The organism is Aneurinibacillus aneurinilyticus ATCC 12856, from assembly GCF_000466385.1.
GTDB classification, from domain to species: Bacteria; Bacillota; Bacilli; order Aneurinibacillales; family Aneurinibacillaceae; genus Aneurinibacillus; species Aneurinibacillus aneurinilyticus.
Genome location: NZ_KE952900.1, coordinates 1 through 15745 on the forward strand (window position 1 = coordinate 1; position 15745 = coordinate 15745).

18 protein-coding genes are annotated in these 15745 nt (G+C 43.8%); 5 read left to right on the top strand and 13 right to left on the bottom strand.

The window, feature by feature from the left end:
- Positions 1–341 precede the first annotated feature (341 nt).
- Together HMPREF0083_RS23165 and HMPREF0083_RS23170 are read left to right on the top strand one after the other, a co-directional pair.
- Positions 342–866, top strand: a complete 525-nt coding sequence (locus HMPREF0083_RS23165) for a sigma-70 family RNA polymerase sigma factor (RefSeq protein ID WP_021624329.1) — start codon at positions 342–344, stop codon at positions 864–866.
- Complete coding sequence (locus HMPREF0083_RS23170; protein ID WP_021624330.1) at positions 866–2209, top strand: DUF4179 domain-containing protein; 1344 nt, start codon at positions 866–868, stop codon at positions 2207–2209. Before HMPREF0083_RS23165 ends, HMPREF0083_RS23170 begins: the two co-directional genes overlap by 1 nt.
- A gap of 138 nt (positions 2210–2347) precedes the next feature.
- On the opposite strand, the gene speB is transcribed toward HMPREF0083_RS23170, so the two are convergent.
- From speB to HMPREF0083_RS23215, 9 genes are all read right to left on the bottom strand, one after another.
- Complete coding sequence (gene speB / locus HMPREF0083_RS23175) at positions 2348–3286, bottom strand: agmatinase (RefSeq protein ID WP_021624331.1); 939 nt, start codon at positions 3284–3286, stop codon at positions 2348–2350.
- Between the two features lie 358 nt (positions 3287–3644).
- On the bottom strand, positions 3645–4577 hold the full coding sequence (gene rbsB / locus HMPREF0083_RS23180; protein WP_021624333.1) for a ribose ABC transporter substrate-binding protein RbsB: 933 nt from the start codon (positions 4575–4577) through the stop codon (positions 3645–3647).
- A gap of 29 nt (positions 4578–4606) precedes the next feature.
- A complete protein-coding gene (locus tag HMPREF0083_RS23185; protein ID WP_021624334.1) occupies positions 4607–5548 on the bottom strand; it encodes an ABC transporter permease subunit in 942 nt (313 codons plus the stop codon).
- A 1-nt stretch (position 5549) separates the two neighbouring features.
- On the bottom strand, positions 5550–7040 hold the full coding sequence (locus HMPREF0083_RS23190) for a sugar ABC transporter ATP-binding protein (protein WP_021624335.1): 1491 nt from the start codon (positions 7038–7040) through the stop codon (positions 5550–5552).
- Positions 7041–7058: 18 nt separating this feature from the next.
- Positions 7059–7454: a D-ribose pyranase gene (rbsD, locus tag HMPREF0083_RS23195; protein ID WP_040304654.1), complete on the bottom strand. Its 396-nt coding sequence runs from the start codon at positions 7452–7454 to the stop codon at positions 7059–7061.
- An 18-nt stretch (positions 7455–7472) separates the two neighbouring features.
- Positions 7473–8390: a ribokinase gene (rbsK, locus tag HMPREF0083_RS23200; RefSeq protein ID WP_021624337.1), complete on the bottom strand. Its 918-nt coding sequence runs from the start codon at positions 8388–8390 to the stop codon at positions 7473–7475.
- A gap of 3 nt (positions 8391–8393) precedes the next feature.
- On the bottom strand, positions 8394–9380 hold the full coding sequence (locus HMPREF0083_RS23205) for a LacI family DNA-binding transcriptional regulator (RefSeq protein ID WP_021624338.1): 987 nt from the start codon (positions 9378–9380) through the stop codon (positions 8394–8396).
- Positions 9381–9537: 157 nt separating this feature from the next.
- Positions 9538–10017, bottom strand: a complete 480-nt coding sequence (locus tag HMPREF0083_RS23210; protein WP_040304656.1) for a hypothetical protein — start codon at positions 10015–10017, stop codon at positions 9538–9540.
- Between the two features lie 87 nt (positions 10018–10104).
- Entirely contained in the window at positions 10105–10335 is a 231-nt protein-coding gene (locus tag HMPREF0083_RS23215; protein WP_021624340.1) for a hypothetical protein, read from the bottom strand.
- A 133-nt stretch (positions 10336–10468) separates the two neighbouring features.
- On the opposite strand from HMPREF0083_RS23215, the gene HMPREF0083_RS23220 reads away from it, so the two are divergent.
- Positions 10469–10648: a Spo0E family sporulation regulatory protein-aspartic acid phosphatase gene (locus tag HMPREF0083_RS23220; RefSeq protein ID WP_040304657.1), complete on the top strand. Its 180-nt coding sequence runs from the start codon at positions 10469–10471 to the stop codon at positions 10646–10648.
- Positions 10649–10723: 75 nt separating this feature from the next.
- Here the strand turns inward: HMPREF0083_RS23220 and HMPREF0083_RS23225 are convergent, their stop codons facing one another.
- The 4 genes from HMPREF0083_RS23225 to HMPREF0083_RS23235 form a co-directional block, all read right to left on the bottom strand.
- A complete protein-coding gene (locus tag HMPREF0083_RS23225) occupies positions 10724–11926 on the bottom strand; it encodes a hypothetical protein (protein WP_040304658.1) in 1203 nt (400 codons plus the stop codon).
- A 38-nt stretch (positions 11927–11964) separates the two neighbouring features.
- Positions 11965–12501 (bottom strand): hypothetical protein, encoded by a 537-nt coding sequence (locus HMPREF0083_RS23230; RefSeq protein WP_021624343.1) that lies wholly within the window; start codon positions 12499–12501, stop codon positions 11965–11967.
- Positions 12502–12690: 189 nt separating this feature from the next.
- Complete coding sequence (locus tag HMPREF0083_RS28510; RefSeq protein ID WP_021624344.1) at positions 12691–12867, bottom strand: hypothetical protein; 177 nt, start codon at positions 12865–12867, stop codon at positions 12691–12693.
- Between the two features lie 74 nt (positions 12868–12941).
- Positions 12942–14072 carry a serine hydrolase gene (locus HMPREF0083_RS23235; protein ID WP_040304659.1) on the bottom strand — a complete coding sequence of 377 codons (1131 nt, stop codon included), beginning with the start codon at positions 14070–14072 and terminating at the stop codon, positions 12942–12944.
- A gap of 148 nt (positions 14073–14220) precedes the next feature.
- Here HMPREF0083_RS23235 and HMPREF0083_RS23240 point away from each other — a divergent pair, with 148 nt between their 5' ends.
- Positions 14221–14823, top strand: coding sequence for a hypothetical protein (locus HMPREF0083_RS23240; protein WP_021624346.1), 603 nt, complete (start codon positions 14221–14223; stop codon positions 14821–14823).
- Between the two features lie 60 nt (positions 14824–14883).
- On the top strand, positions 14884–15738 hold the full coding sequence (asd, locus tag HMPREF0083_RS23245) for an archaetidylserine decarboxylase (protein WP_021624347.1): 855 nt from the start codon (positions 14884–14886) through the stop codon (positions 15736–15738).
- Positions 15739–15745 lie beyond the last annotated feature (7 nt).

Here is a 15745-nt window from a genome sequence, read left to right on the forward strand (position 1 = left end):
CTCTGGATCATACTGGATAATCAACACCCTTGTAATAATAAAAAACAATTATTTTACAGCTTCCCCCTCCATTCAACAAGATTCATACTTACACAATAGAATAACTCCTACTTTCAAAATAGGATATATTTACCTCATTTTAAAGTATAAGAGAACATTTTCCTATATTTTTCTTCAAAATCTAACTCAAAAAATAGTATTTAATCTATATACATCTGATTTGATACATCGACACATGTTTGTGGCAGAAGGTAAAAATACGTATTAATGAAATTTCGGTACCGAGAACCAAACGATACGTTTAAGTATCTAATGTTTAAAGACGGAAAGGAGCTTTCCTATTGGAAGATGATATAAAACAAGCAAAAAATGGAAACCAAGAAGCGTTCATCCGTTTAATAAAAATAAACCAACCCTCGTTGTATCGGGTTTCTAAAGCGATTGTCAAGACAGATGAGGATTGTGCAGATGCTATTCAAGAAACAATTCTAAAAGCCTACCATGCGATTCATACGCTTCGTGAACCGAATTACTTTAAAACATGGCTGATTCGTATCTTAATTAACGAATGCAAGCGTATTCTGCAACGAAAAAAACATTTAGTTTCACTCATTGAACTAAAGCAAACACAAACAACAACAGATGATTATGGACAGATTGAAATTCAGGAAATCGTGGACTCTTTGGAAGAAGAATTACGTATCATTGTCATTCTCTATTACTTTGATGATTTGCCTATCAAAAAAATCTCGCAAATCTTAGATCAACCAATTGGCACGGTAAAATCGCGGCTCCATCGAGCACGACTAAAATTAGCGAATTTGTTCGAATTACCAAATGATCATGGAAAGGAGCTGATGTCCTAATGGAAAAAAAACTCGACCGCAAAATTCAGCAGCGACTAGCAGAAGGCTCCTCTTCTGAGTTGCCTGCCATCGTGGAAAGCCGGATTAATCAAACGCTTGCCACGCTGCCTAAGCGCAAATCCTTACGTATTAGAAAGCCTCTTCTGATTGCCTCTGTTACCTTACTTATTACAGGAGGAATTATCGGATCAGGGTTTGTTTCTCCTACAATGGCTGAGGCATTAAAAACCATGCCAATGCTCGGCAAAATTTTTAATTCCTTAGGGGATGAAGGCGTACAGAACGCAAATCGTAAGGGGTTTACTTCTTCTGTGAAGCAAAGCGCAACCGATCAAGGCATCACCCTCACCATCTCGGAAGCACTGTATGATGGGACGCGTATATCGCTTGGAATTATCGAAGAAACAAAGGGCTCTCTTCCCCCTCTAAGTAACCGTGAACAAAGATATAAATCCAGCTCATACCAGGATAAACAAGGAACGAATTGGTGGGTAAACAATGAAAACGTTACGCATGTAGATGCAAAACAAAATATAGGTGTACTAAACCTACAGTCGGTAGACGATATTCAACAAAGCGATTCATTCACGCTCCACTTTGAAGTTCGTCAGATAGGTACTATCAAAGGAAAATGGGCATTTACCATTCCGATTAAAAAAACTGATCCGAATGTAAAAAAGCTCACACCGATGATTACAAAAAATATGAATAACACCTCTTTAACGCTTACTTCCGCGGCTGTATCGTCACGCGGAACAGAAATAAAGCTTAGGACAACGGAACCTGATAATGAGAATACAGCCTTTAATATGAGCTATCAAATCATGGATGAACATGGTTTCCCTCTCGCTTTCTTAAGTGGCAGTGGTGGGACAGGGATAAGCACCAAAGGTGATCGGATTGCAATGGATTATACATTCTTTTACACACCGGTGAGAGAAAATGCCAAATCTCTTATAATAAAGCCTTTTACAGGCGGTAACAGCTTCGGGGAAGCTTTTGCAGAAATTAATCGACTTCCTTTAACGATTAAACAAGGCGATATTGGATCGATTACGATTAAAAAAGTAGAGTTTCTTACAAACAAAACGATATTGCACTATGATGTAACTGGTAATAGTCCATATAACCAGGCTGGCCCAGTCTGGCTCGTACAAGGAGGAAAAAGCGGTAAAAAATACAACGGAAACGGCGGGAAATTAACTGGGGTAAAAGGTAATACTTACTCCTTTATTCAAGAGTATCCAGCACTAAAAAAAGACGAAGACATTCAAGTTCTTACGTATAAAATGCATGATGTGAAATTTTATAAGGATTTGGAAATAAAGCTTCCCATTCGCTAATCTTTACCATACCAAATACAAATATAGCTGACCCTATTTCGGGTCAGCTTTTATTGTACATATTCAAGACTATCGGACATAAAACAAAAACTTTTCGATTTATCAAAACTAATGTATACAGGAAACGCCTGCTGCCTTTTATTTATCCTGTTTCGTATTCAAGGCAATCAAACTGGCGAAATCATGAACAAGTGTTGCGGCCAAAAGAGAAGTAATCTGTGTCGGATCATACGGGGGAAGCACTTCCACCAAATCAAATCCGATATAATTGAAGCCGGTCAAGGAACGAACCATTTCCAGCGTTTCAAGACTGCTGAATCCTCCCACCTCAAGCGTACCGGTTCCCGGCGCGCAAGACGGATCAACAAAATCGATATCAAAAGTCAGGAAGCAAGGCGTATCCCCGATTGTCTCCCTAAGCTCCTGTAGAAGGTTTTCAAATCCTCGTTTACGAAGGTCTGGTGTTGTGATAACACGATATCCCAAATCATAGCTGGCCTGCAAATCGCCAGGATGATTAAGCGTACCACGAATGCCGATCTGGAAAACTTTATCCGGCTGGAGCAATCCTTCCTCATGTGCACGAATAAAAGGAGAGCCATGCCAGTATTTTTCATCATAATACGTGTCCCACGTGTCCGTATGAGAATCAAAATGAATCATAGCGACAGGACCGTATACTTTAGCTGCGGCACGCAGACTCGCTAGTGTAACAGAATGATCTCCACCTAACCCGATTGGTACAATGCCTTGTTGCATCAACCCAACCACAGATTGTTCGATAAGCTCGTAGCTGCGGTGAATATTATGCGGAATGACAGACACATCTCCGATATCAATAGCATTCGTATCGTCAAATGGATACACGTTATGAATAGGATGATATGGAAATAGCGTCATAGATGCCTGACGGATCGCTTGCGGTGCAAATCTGGCGCCTACCCGGAAAGAGGCGGCTGTATCGAAAGGCATACCTAGAATAGCGATCTTTGCGTTTTCGCGCTGGGAAGGCAAACGCATAAATGTTCCGGTTGTGCAAAATTCCGGCTTTACATCGGGTGACAATGGATATTTCATTTTATTTATTCCTCCGTTTTTTCCGTTATTTACTTATACTCGAACGTCAGTCTTGTCTTCTCGATAGTATAGGTAAACACGGCCGCTGTTAAAATCATGGAAAGCAGAACAGCAATGAGGAATAACTTATTTTGCATAATCTCAACCCCCATCCCATAGAATAGGCGTATTTTGGTTGTACATGCTTAGTATACAGCAAATTATATGCCAATTTTCAAACAAATTAAGAAAGGCTTTTTCCATGCTTTCCATTGAGATTTTATGCAAGAATGAATAATCTATGCACTTCTGAAGAACTTCAAAAAAAGACGTGCCCATCGACCGAATAAACATGGTGCAACGGGCACGTCTTCTATTATTATTGCTTAATTAATTCCAGTGTAACCGGTACATTTTTTTCTACTTTTTCACCTGTAGCTACTTTCTTAGCTATCTCAACTGCCTGTTTACCGATTAACTCCGGTTTTTGCGCTACAGTTGCGCTCATGCTGCCTTGTTTTACCGCGGCTACTGCATCGTCTGTTGCATCAAACCCTACAACAACAACATCCTTCAAACCAGCAGACTGGATGGCTTTAAGCGCACCTAGTGCCATTTCATCATTATGAGCAAACACGCCTTTGATGTCTTTATTCCCCTGTAGAATGTTCTCCATAACACTCATACCTTTTGCACGATCAAAATCAGCTGGCTGCTTGGCAACGACTTTTACACCGCTCTCTTTATCCATAATCTCATGGAACCCTTTTCCGCGTTCACGGGCTGCTGAAGAACCAGGAATGCCTTCCAATTCAACGACATTGCCCTGCTTTCCGATTTTCTCAAGTAAATATTCGGCTGCCATTTTGCCGCCTGCTACGTTATCAGATGCAACATGGGATACGACTTCGCCGCCCTCTGCGCTACGGTCTACTGTAATGACCGGAATGTTAGCGCGGTTCGCTGATTTAATAGCCGAAGCAATCGCAGCTGAATCGGTTGGGTTGACAAGCAATACATCTACCTGTTGTTGGATTAAGTCTTCGATGCCTGAAATTTGTTTTGCCGGGTCATCCTGGGCGTCTACTGTAACAAGTTTCATATTGTTTTCTTTTGCCGCTTTCTCTGCCCCTTCTTTTAACGTAACAAAGAACGGATTGCTTTGCGTGGATACAGCCAGACCGACCGTGATGTTTTCCTTCTTCCCATCCGTCGTACCTTTATCAGCAGTACCAGGCGCCTGTGTTGTACATCCTACCAGCATGGATAGACCAAGCATGCTCACTGCAAGACCTTTGAATATTTTCTTCATTGTTATAACCCCCTTGGATATGTTTTATATTACGCTGCCTTTTTGCGGTCAAGCAAAACGGCAAGCAGAATGACTGAGCCTTTGACAACTTGCTGATAGAAGGAAGAAACCTCCAGCAAATTCAGTCCATTATTGAGTACACCGATAATCATAGCCCCGATAAGAGTGCCAAAAATCCAGCCTCGGCCGCCAGATAGACTGGTTCCGCCAAGTACGACGGCCGCAATTGCATCCAGCTCATAGCCCATGCCGGCATTCGCTTGTGCAGAGTTAAGACGCGATGTCAAAATAATACCTGCAAGTGCGGATAGAAAACCGGTAAGCGCATAAATATAGACTTTCACCCTGCTAACTTTAATACCAGAAAGAATAGCTGCTTCCTCATTGCCGCCTATCGCATATACACGACGTCCGAATGCTGTTTTCTTCAGAATGAAATACAGTACTGCAAAGCAGCCAATCGTCCAAATAACCGGTACTGGAATGTTAAATAAATAACCTGCTCCAAGCATCGTAAACATATCACTATCAAATCCGGTGATTGGGCGTCCCTCCGTATATACGAGCGTCAGCCCGCGAAAAATCGTCATCGTAGCCAATGTTGCGATAAAGGGAGCTACTTTTCCTTTCGCGACTAGAAGCCCGTTTACCATCCCCATTGCAGTTCCGGCCAGAAGTCCGACCAGAATCGCCAGGAGCGGATCCATACCACCGGTCATCAATCCTGCCGTCAACGCCCCGGAGAGCGCCAGAATGGCCCCTACCGATAAATCGATGCCTCCGGTAAGAATGACGAAGGTCATCCCGAATGCGATAAGCGCGTTAATCGATACTTGACGCAGTACATTCAAAATATTGTTTAGCGTTAAAAAGTTGGGACTCATCACTGCAAGAATAATCGTAATAACAAGAAGTCCGATAAAAGGCCCCAACTTTTGCAGATTAAGTGAAAAAGATTTTTTGTCTGCCATGTTACTTTCCTCCGGTGGCCGCATGCATAATCTTTTCCTGCGTGGCCTGTGTTTTATCCATTATCGCCGCTAGCCTGCCTTCATGCATAACAAGAATGCGATCGCTCATGCCCAGAATTTCCGGCAATTCTGATGAAATCATGATAATAGTAACCCCTTCGGCGGTAAGCTGATTCATGATGTTATAGATTTCTTTTTTTGCGCCGATATCAACACCGCGTGTCGGTTCATCAAGAATAAGCACCTTCGGCATAATGCCCAGCCATTTACCAATAACGACTTTTTGCTGGTTGCCTCCACTGAGTGACTTTACGGTCTGTTCACCGCTGCTGGCTTTAATATTCAAACGCTGAATCATATCGCGCACCAGTTGTTCCTCTTTGGCTCCAGACATTACCCCGTTTTGCGACAATGCGTTCAAATTCGTCAGCGCTATATTCTCCCTTACCGAAAGGCCAAGCACCAATCCCTGCGCTTTTCTGTCTTCTGTCACAAACGCAATACCATGCGCAATCGCATCATCTGGCTTACGGATACGGACTTCTTTTCCATCGAGAAATACCTTTCCAGTTTGTTTCTCGCTTACGCCGAATAGCGTGCGGGCTATCTCTGTTCGCCCCGATCCCATAAGACCTGCGATGCCAAGCACTTCACCTCGTCTGGCAAAAAAACTAATATTAGAGATAATCTCACCGTCGCTAAGTTCTTCTACTCGCAAACGTTCTTCACCGATGGCTGTATTTCGTTCCGGAAAGCGCTCGCCAAGCTGGCGCCCTACCATCATGCGTACAACCGTATCCAGATCCGTTTCCTTTATCGTTTCCGTGCCGACGAATGTGCCATCCCGCAGAACGGAGATACGGTCACACATGGCGAAAATTTCTTCCATTCGATGCGATACATAGACGATGCCTACGCCCTGAGAGCGAAGCTCCCGCATCACATTGAACAGTGCTTCGATTTCACGATCGGTTAGCGCTGCGGTCGGTTCATCCATAATCAGTACTTCCGCATTTACGGACAACGCGCGGGCTATCTCGATCATTTGTTGCTGCCCGATCGAAAGCTTGCCTGCCTCCATGCCCGGATCGAGATGTACACCTAATCGATTCAAATATTCACGCGTTCTTTGTTTCATCTCCCGTGTACGGAGAATGCCCGTTTTGCCGTAGCATAAATCACGGCCCAAAAACATATTTTCCATGACAGTCAGTTGAGGAATAATATTTAACTCCTGATGAATAACCGCAATACCTAACTGTTCCGCTTCCTTCGGGCTTCCAATCTCAACTTCCTGCCCGCGAACCCTGATATTTCCCGCATCTTTCGTATAAATACCTGTAAGGATCTTCATAAGTGTCGATTTTCCGGCCCCGTTCTCACCCATCAACGCATGAATCTCACCTTTTTCTAATGAAAACGAAACGTTTTTTAATACATTTACTTTGCCAAACGATTTATCGATTCCTGTCATCTCAATGAGCGTGTTCATTATGCAACACCCTTTTGTTTAAAAAATCACGCCGGATGTCAAAATAATATTGGCATATGGCGTCGCTTCCCCTGTCCGAATAACAGCTTTCGCCCGTTCGGTCAGTTGTTTGAACTCTTCGTGTGATACATAGGACACTACCGTATCCGGCAGTATACTCTTAACCTGCTGTTCTGCTTCCGGATTATGAGCCTGAATTTCTTTAGCCAGCGTAGCGGCTTCTACCTGCATTTCCTGAAGAACAGCTTCCAATGTTTCAATAAAAGAAGGAAGCCCTAATTTCAATGCAAGATCAATACGCGGCACTCCATCCGGAATTGGAAGACCACAATCCCCGATAACAATCGTATCCGTATGACCAAGTTTTGCGATAACGGCTGCAATTTCACTGTTTAAAATTCCAATTTTCTTCATCATTCTACTCCTGTTGCCTTACTCGCTACGTTGTTGTAAAAATGCTTCTACCTGCCCATGCGACGGCATACCGCCCTGAGCCCCGAATTTCGTCACGGATAACGCACTGGCTGCCACCGCGTAGCGCACTGCATCCGCCAGCGGATAATCACGTCCGATCATGACTGCCAATGCAGCGTTGAACGTGTCACCGGCTCCGGTTGTATCGACTACTTCTACCTTGCATCCAGGCTGGTGAGCTACCGATTTTTCATCGGCACTATAATAAGCTCCGTCCTCACCTTTTGTCATCACAATCGTACCGGGATATTCGGCCATTATCTCTTTGAATGCTGCGACTTCTTCTGAATGCTTATCCAGCAGAATTCCCAGCTCGTACTCGTTTGGCGTCAAAATCGTAATCTTTTGCAATACATCATCTGGAAGTTTTGTTGCTGGTGCCGGATTTACAATCACCGGGACATGATGTCGACTGGCAATGTGTACTGCTTCCGCTACTGCTTCGAGCGGAATTTCCAGTTGAAGCAAAATAGCATCCGCTTCCCGTATCGCTGCCTCCGCCTGCCTTACTTTGTCTACAGTGACTGCATGATTGGCTCCTGGAACGACGATAATTGAATTATCACCGTTCTCCACCACGATAGAGGCAATACCGGTCGCTACATCTGTAACCGGTTCCACATCATCCACACAAACCCCTTCTTGCTGTAGATTATTCATTAACTCTCTTCCGAAGCTATCATCGCCCACACAGCCTACCATACGCACCTCAGCACCTAGCCGGGCACAGGCTACCGCCTGGTTGGCACCCTTGCCTCCAGGCAATGTGGAAAAACGGCTGCCCAGCACTGTTTCTCCCAATGCTGGAACGCGCGGTGTCTCGGTGACCAGATCCATATTGATACTGCCGATCACTACAATTTTCGGGTGTTTCATCCTTTACACCTTCCTTGTTGTTCCCCGCTCGATGAGCTGTACATCCAATTCGTAATACAGCGAGTCAAGCGGCTGCTTTTCAATCATTTTTATGAGCATACGCGCAGCCAACGCCCCCATGTCATAAATCGGCTGTGCCACTGTCGTTAACTCTGGATACACAATCTCTCCCATGGCAATGCCATCGAAACCGACAATTGCCAAATTCTCCGGAATAGAAATGCCAAGTGTCTGAGCGGCCCTCATCGCCCCGATTGCCATCATATCGTTGCCGGCGAATATGCCGTCAATATCGGGATGCTCCTTGAGCAGGGTCAATGCGGCCTCTGTTGCCCGCTTCATATCATAATTGCCCGAAGCTATAAGTCCAGAATGGAACCATTTCTCCCGTTCCGCGACATCCAGATATCCCTGACAGCGCTCGTCTGCATTCATCAGTTGCGCGGGCCCCCGAAGATGCGCAATTTTACGGCATCCTTGCGCCAATAAAAATTCTGTGGCCTTCCTTGCCCCTTCACGATTTTTAGATGTAACCAGCGGGACCTTGTCGGATAAAACAGCCCGATCCAGCACTACAACCGGCATATCAAACGTGTGCACTTCATCTGCCGTTAGCGCCGTGGAGGCGAGAATAAAGCCATCAATATAGCGTTGTTTCAACGCCTCTATATACTGCTTCTCTTTTTGTGCACTTTCATCAGAATTTGCGAGAATGGTGGTATATCCGTACAATTGCATAACATCTTCCACCGCACGGGCCAGTTCCGGAAAGAACGGATTCGTAATATCAGGCACCATCAGGCCAATTGTGCTCGTTCTTTTATTTGATAGGCTACGGGCTACAAAATTAGGCGTATAATTCAGCGTTTTAATCGCTTGTAAAACCTTACGCTCTGTTTCCTCATGTACATAGCCGCTACGGTTTAATACGCGTGATACTGTCGCTACAGACACACCCGCAAGCTTCGATACATCCTTAATGGTAGCCATCCGTCTCTTCCTTCCTCACATTCACAACCAATGTGTAATCGGTTTCACATCTAACAAAAAAATATTGATGTGAAAGCTATTATGTTATAGGTAACCGGTTACACAATTTATTTAAACCTACTATAAACCGTTCATTTATTATTTGTCAATCATAATTTTATAAATGTGTTTTACTGTTTTTGTACCCATTGGCGATGAAGGCCGCCTGATAGGTAAATGCTTCTCGCTCACACTCCTGAATGGACACGACAATTCGCTGCAACTCTGCCATCATACAACGAAGAGCATGCAAAAATTCCCAACGCACGCCTCGCTGCCTCTCTTCCCCAAGTTGCAAATATGGTGTCAATACGTCAGGCGCATCTTCAATAATAAGCATAATAATGCGTTTCTGAAGCACAAAAGGTGTAATGAAAGCATACGGTAGCACCATATCCAACAGAACTAGAAAATGGCGGGATGCGTCATATGCTTCACGATCAATTGTGCATGAATCATACGCCCGATCGGTTTGTTCCTTTAATGTATGTAGAATAAGCATAATCTCCCGTTCATTCGGCCATTCACGCACCGCTTCTGTCCGCTCCTGTATCGCACACCTGCGATGAAATAGGCGTGTCCACCATAACTCCTTCATTCTTTCTTCACTCCTTTTTCTGCCTGTCCGTTTTACCTTAACATTATGGCACAACATACCTGTGGATTATCCATAAACAGGCGTGTTTTAATCATTGAGCTTCTTGTTTTTGCCTTGAATCCACGACCGTATTTCACGAAAAGAAAGCGGTGCAAATGCGCCCAGATACATTCCCGACATCCATACGAGCCAGCCAGGATGCATAAGCAATGTATTGCCCTGCTCCAACATAAGCCTCCAATCGAATACATACACTGTCAGCACAAGAAATGTACCCAGCAACAAGGTGCGAATTGCCCAAATACTTATCTTTTTCATTTATAAATCAAAATCCTCCATATGTCTGGTACATTTCCAAAGAAATGTAGGTTGCCAAATTCAGTAAAATATAAAATAATAAAACAGTATAATCACCATGACTACACGAAAAACTAAGAAAAGGCGGTTTTTTATGAAGTTCGATCATATATTGTCATACAGAATTGAAGAATTGAAAGCATTGCTCGCACTAACCGCTGCTGAGCATGATTTCGATTTCCAACATCCAAGCGTACTGTATGTAAGCCAGAAGCTTGACCAACTTATTATAAAAGCAATGCAACAAAAGAAAAACTGCGCTTCCGCGCTATAATGGCCAATAAGTTGGAAAAAAAGGCGCTCTCTTATTGGAAAGCGCCCTACTTTTTTACCCTCTTCATTATATAGCCTATCTCTTACTTATCTTTTGGGAAAGCCACGCTTTGCTTGGTGTCGGTTTAACCTTTCCGCTCGTTTTGGATTTTTTTGTTTTGTGACCTCCACTTACCCCGCCTGAAGCCTTCTTCTTTGTATTTTTTGTCTTCTGCTGACTTTGCTTGATGTTTGTACGTATAGGTCGTGTTCGCTTTTTCACTCGTGTATCGTGTGAAAGATCGTGTAAAAAAAACGGCGGTGCAGACGACGTTTGCCCTTCTGGATGGCTATGAATATAAGAGGTTGTCTCGTCGCTACCAGTTTCTTTTTGTGCAACTGGTGCTGGTTCAGAGTGTACAGCTGGTGGTGGCTCAGGGTGCATAGCTGGTGCTGGTTCAGGGTACACAGCTGGTGCTGGCTCGGAGTACATAGCTGGTGCTGGTGGTGGCGCCGGTTCGGATTGCGGGGTATGCCTTGTTTCCTCTTTAGCTTTGGAAAAATGCATGATCGCACTTTCAACCTCTACCTCCTCTTGTTCAAGCGCCACATGAATCTTTTCCATTTCTGAACCCATTTCCATCTCATCTTCATCATCCATTTCAAAGGCAAGATCCGCCTCCTCATCCTGGGCCACAATCCATGCCTCCGTGAAATCACCTTCTGCCTGAACATACGTTCCCATCTCTTCTCCTTCCTGACTTTGCGCATACTCCCATCTGTTTTCCACCGCATTCTCCTCCTTCTTCTTTTGTGTTTCTATAGGGTCAGAACTTTGCGGCGTTTCCGTTTTCTTCTCTGTCACCCTTTCTTTTACACAACTAATATGGTAAATTCCATGTGCGAATAGAATAATCACTTCATGTCCCTGTACCAGCAATACATCACCCTGCCGACTTCCAGCCATCATGCCACATACATCGTTTTCCCCACAATGAATCCGCACATAACGGTGTTTCAGACGATTGATGAGCTCTTTAAATTTCGCCTCATTACAATATGGATTTTCCTTTTCCTCATGTACTTGACTATGTCCGTCCACATCTTGAACATTCATGGTAATGCTTCTGATTTGCTCGGTTTTGTAATAGATGTGCTCCCCATTCTTTTGTTCAATAACGAGATAATCATCCTTTACTCCTAATAGCCGCCCATTTACTTCAGCATCGCTTGACTTATTAACCTGAATAGCATTTCCAAGCCAATGTTCCAGTGGTGATTCTGTATCCTTTTCCTTCATTTTTTCCCTCCTTTCCCACAGTAAATATGGAGAAGCCACTATATACCCGCCTTAAAAGAACGGCCTCTTCTCCAATGTTGCCAGACATTCTTCTTGCTTTTGCTTTCTTTCTTTTCTTGTTCTTTCTTTTCTTGTTCCTTCTCTGCTCTTTTTACTTCCATACCGATACTTCGGATAGAATGCTTAAAGATGATAATCATTTCATCATGAGCAATAAGCAACACATAATCAGGAAAGATATCACCAAGCACCCCTTCCACCTGCTCCTCACCGCCACGGTTAATCTGAACCCAACAGTATTGCAGTGCTTCTATAATCTTGTCAAACGAATCTTTTTTTACATATTCCGGTATGTCTCCTGTCAATTCACCTCCCAGATCGGAAATATCCCGGGAATCCATGCTCATGCTGTCAATATGATCGCGCCGATAGTAAATCACGCTACCTTTGGTCTCATAAATAACCAAATAATCTGAGGTAGCGTCAAGTAAACGACCTGTTCCTGATGCTGCACCTTTCCAGCCAATACGCGTATTCCTGCCGATGAATGACTTCAAATCGTAACTTTCTTCCATTCCTGTTCCCCCCTCCCTACCCGCATTACAATATCCGTCATACGTTGATACATGTATACGTGCCCCGGGCTACCCAAGATATGGGGAATTCGCCTGAATTACGCATATTTCCGCATGTACCTAAATAAAAAACGCCCCTCATCGGAGCGCATTTTCACATTCTTTTTCATGTAAAGGTGTGTTCTTTATTTATTCTTTACTTAATCGCATATCGCCCGCATTCTCCATCTTGGAAGCATTGTGTACTTCTCCTGATGGCGACGGCTTTGCAGGTATTTTTGCCTTACCCATATACGGTGTATCCTCCACGTGCCTGTGGCCCATCGGCTTCTGATGCTCATAGCGACGAAACTTGTTTTCACCCATATCGCTCTCTCCTTTACTGTGTGATTTGCACGACTATATTTTTTGCCGCTATGTTCAGACCTATACTTTTCGGGTTATTTTTGCTTCAGTTCTTCGATTACCTTTTGACGGAATTTCTCATCACGCAGCAAAAGAAGCTCAAATTCATTCAGCACAGCGGTAAGTTCACCACTTTCCTTTGATTGCAAATCATTAAAAAATACCGCAAGCTCTGTCTTCGCCCCTTGTTTGTCCGTTGCATACATTGCGTCCGTTAAAATGTAGGCCGTAGAACCGCCTTTCTTACCTGCATGAACAAGCCATTGCTGGTTGGCAGGGTTTTGCATAATTCCTTCCATTACAGGATGAAGATATTGTTGAACTTCCTTTGAAAAATACGAGCGACTGTTTATTTTTTGCATCAGTTCCGCATATTCTTTTGCCGTAGCTGCAGGAAACCGATCAGAGTTCATCTTATCAAGCTCACCATCATACCATTTTTCGATTTGTGCCTGTTTTTTATATGATCCACTCGCGTCTTTGCTAAGTTTTTCATGAATTCGCCATGCGTAGCTACGCCATTCCTCCGCACTCATGGAGCGCATTTTCTCCTTCACCTTCGGCAATGCTTCCTTATCTGATACCCCTCGATAATCTGATGACATGATTTCATAAGGCAACAATAGAGAAGAGACAAAAGGATATATAGGCTCATGATGACGCAGTCCCAATTCGCCAAGAACTTGCTTGAGCCGGTCTCGTCCCAGTTTCTCTATCAAGTACTCTGTATTAGCATTTGAACTGTATTGTATCATCCCTTTTGCCACTTCTTCCAAAGGAACCGCATCATTCTTTGCCGCTCCACTCTGCTCAATTGCTTTGCGCCATGCAGGATGCGCACCTCCATCAAGATCGGGAAGATAATACTTTTCTAATTCCTTCAGCGGTATGCTCTCTTTCGGATTTATCTTTCCCTCGGCCGATTGTTTAGCATATTCAATCGCAAGAATCGTTTTTACTGCACTGGCAAGCGGCATCATATGTTCGGAATGAGACGCGGCTTCCACTTTTCCATTTCGGATATAATGGAATGAAGCACGCTCAGGGTTCTCCTTAATAAAAGAAATTACAGCCTCAGGAGTAGGCGCTTTTTTTGAAAACACGTAGCTTCCGATTCCCAAAATGACACTGATAAGCGCGATGGCCCCCAACAATAAGCGTTTCAATTTATAACCTCCCTCTGTCTTTTACAGCCTATACGGAAGCGCTTTTTATTTCGTTTCACTTTTTTCTTCTATCAGGCAAAAGGAACTACAGGATTTTCTTGAATTTCCACGAATTGATGTATATACTTATCAGCTAAAGGAGGCGCACATGAAGCATTTCGTTCTACTTCTAACCACTCTTTTTCTTACTTACTATGCGTCTGTAGAGATGGCCGCTGTCCACGCCATCAAAAATAATGCCCAAAAAAATGACCAGTCGCCCTCCGCTTTTTCTACTCCCATTCATATCAGCGGAGACAAAACGTTTACAAATCATACAAATGCTGCTTTAAAATTATTAAAAAACAAAGCACCATCCGACTATACTATGGTCATTACTTATATTGGAAAAATACAGCAGCATACCTTTAGTGGTATGGCGGCATATGAAACACCTCCTGCCTATAAAGTGGGCGCCATAACAGCAAATGCTTCCGTAACGTGGTACGCCAGCACCATTGTCCACGATGCTTACCACTCCAAGCTTTATCATGACTACCTCTATACATACAAAGAAGCCGTACCCGATGAGGCCTGGACAGGTATGGAGGCAGAGATGAAATGCCTTGAAGCACAGATTCAAGCACTTATACAGATAAAAGCGCCGAAAGCGGAAATTGATTACGCGCGCTCTCTGCGCGGCACAAACTGGTGGGATTTAAACGGTGATGGTATCTATGATGCTGAGGATGAAAAGTTAAGGGATTGGTAAAGGATTTTATGTTAAAATAAAACAGCAACCTATATTTGATTTTAGAAAGGATACAGATACGTGATTGGCCCTTTGCTTAAAACACTCCTTATGCTGATGCCTCAAAACGCGATTTCCCGCCTGGTCGGGCGCGCCGGCCGTTCGAAGGTGAGCAAGCGATTCATCAGACCATATGTCTCTTTTTTCAAGATTAACACGGACGAAATCGAGCAGCCGGTCTCAGCGTATCCCCACCTAACCGCCTTCTTCACCCGTAAATTAAAAGAAGAGGCGCGCCCTGTCTGTCCACTTCCCGATACACTAATTAGTCCTGTTGATGGGAAAGTAGCACAAACTGGCCGAATTCATAAAGGAACGCTCATTCAGGCAAAAAATATTAACTATACAGTTGAGCAGTTACTTGGCTGTTCGAATAAGGAAGCAGAACGCTTCGAAGACGGAACCTTTCTGACCATTTATTTAAGTCCGCGTGACTACCACCGTATTCATATGCCAATTGACGGGAAGGTAACGCATTTGACTTACATCCCTGGCCGACTCTTTCCGGTTAACAGTATTGGTGTCTATCATGTGCCGGGTCTATTCACGAAAAATGAACGGCTTATTACTTATTCGCATACACCTGCCGGTCAAATGGCCCTCGTAAAAGTAGGCGCATTTATTGTAGGCAGTGTGAAAGTCGGATACGGAGAGCATACAACAAATGTGAAAAATGGCAGAATGTATTCTATGGACTTGCCTGAAGCCCCACACTATCGAAAAGGAGAAGAGATAGGCCTTTTTGAATTCGGTTCTACAGTAATTTTATTATTTGAGAAAGACCGTGTAACCCTCGAGAGCCACATTCAAGAGGGCGCGGCCGTAAAATACGGGGAGCGCATCGGCACCGTTAGCAATACAAAAATCCCTGTATAAAAAAGCG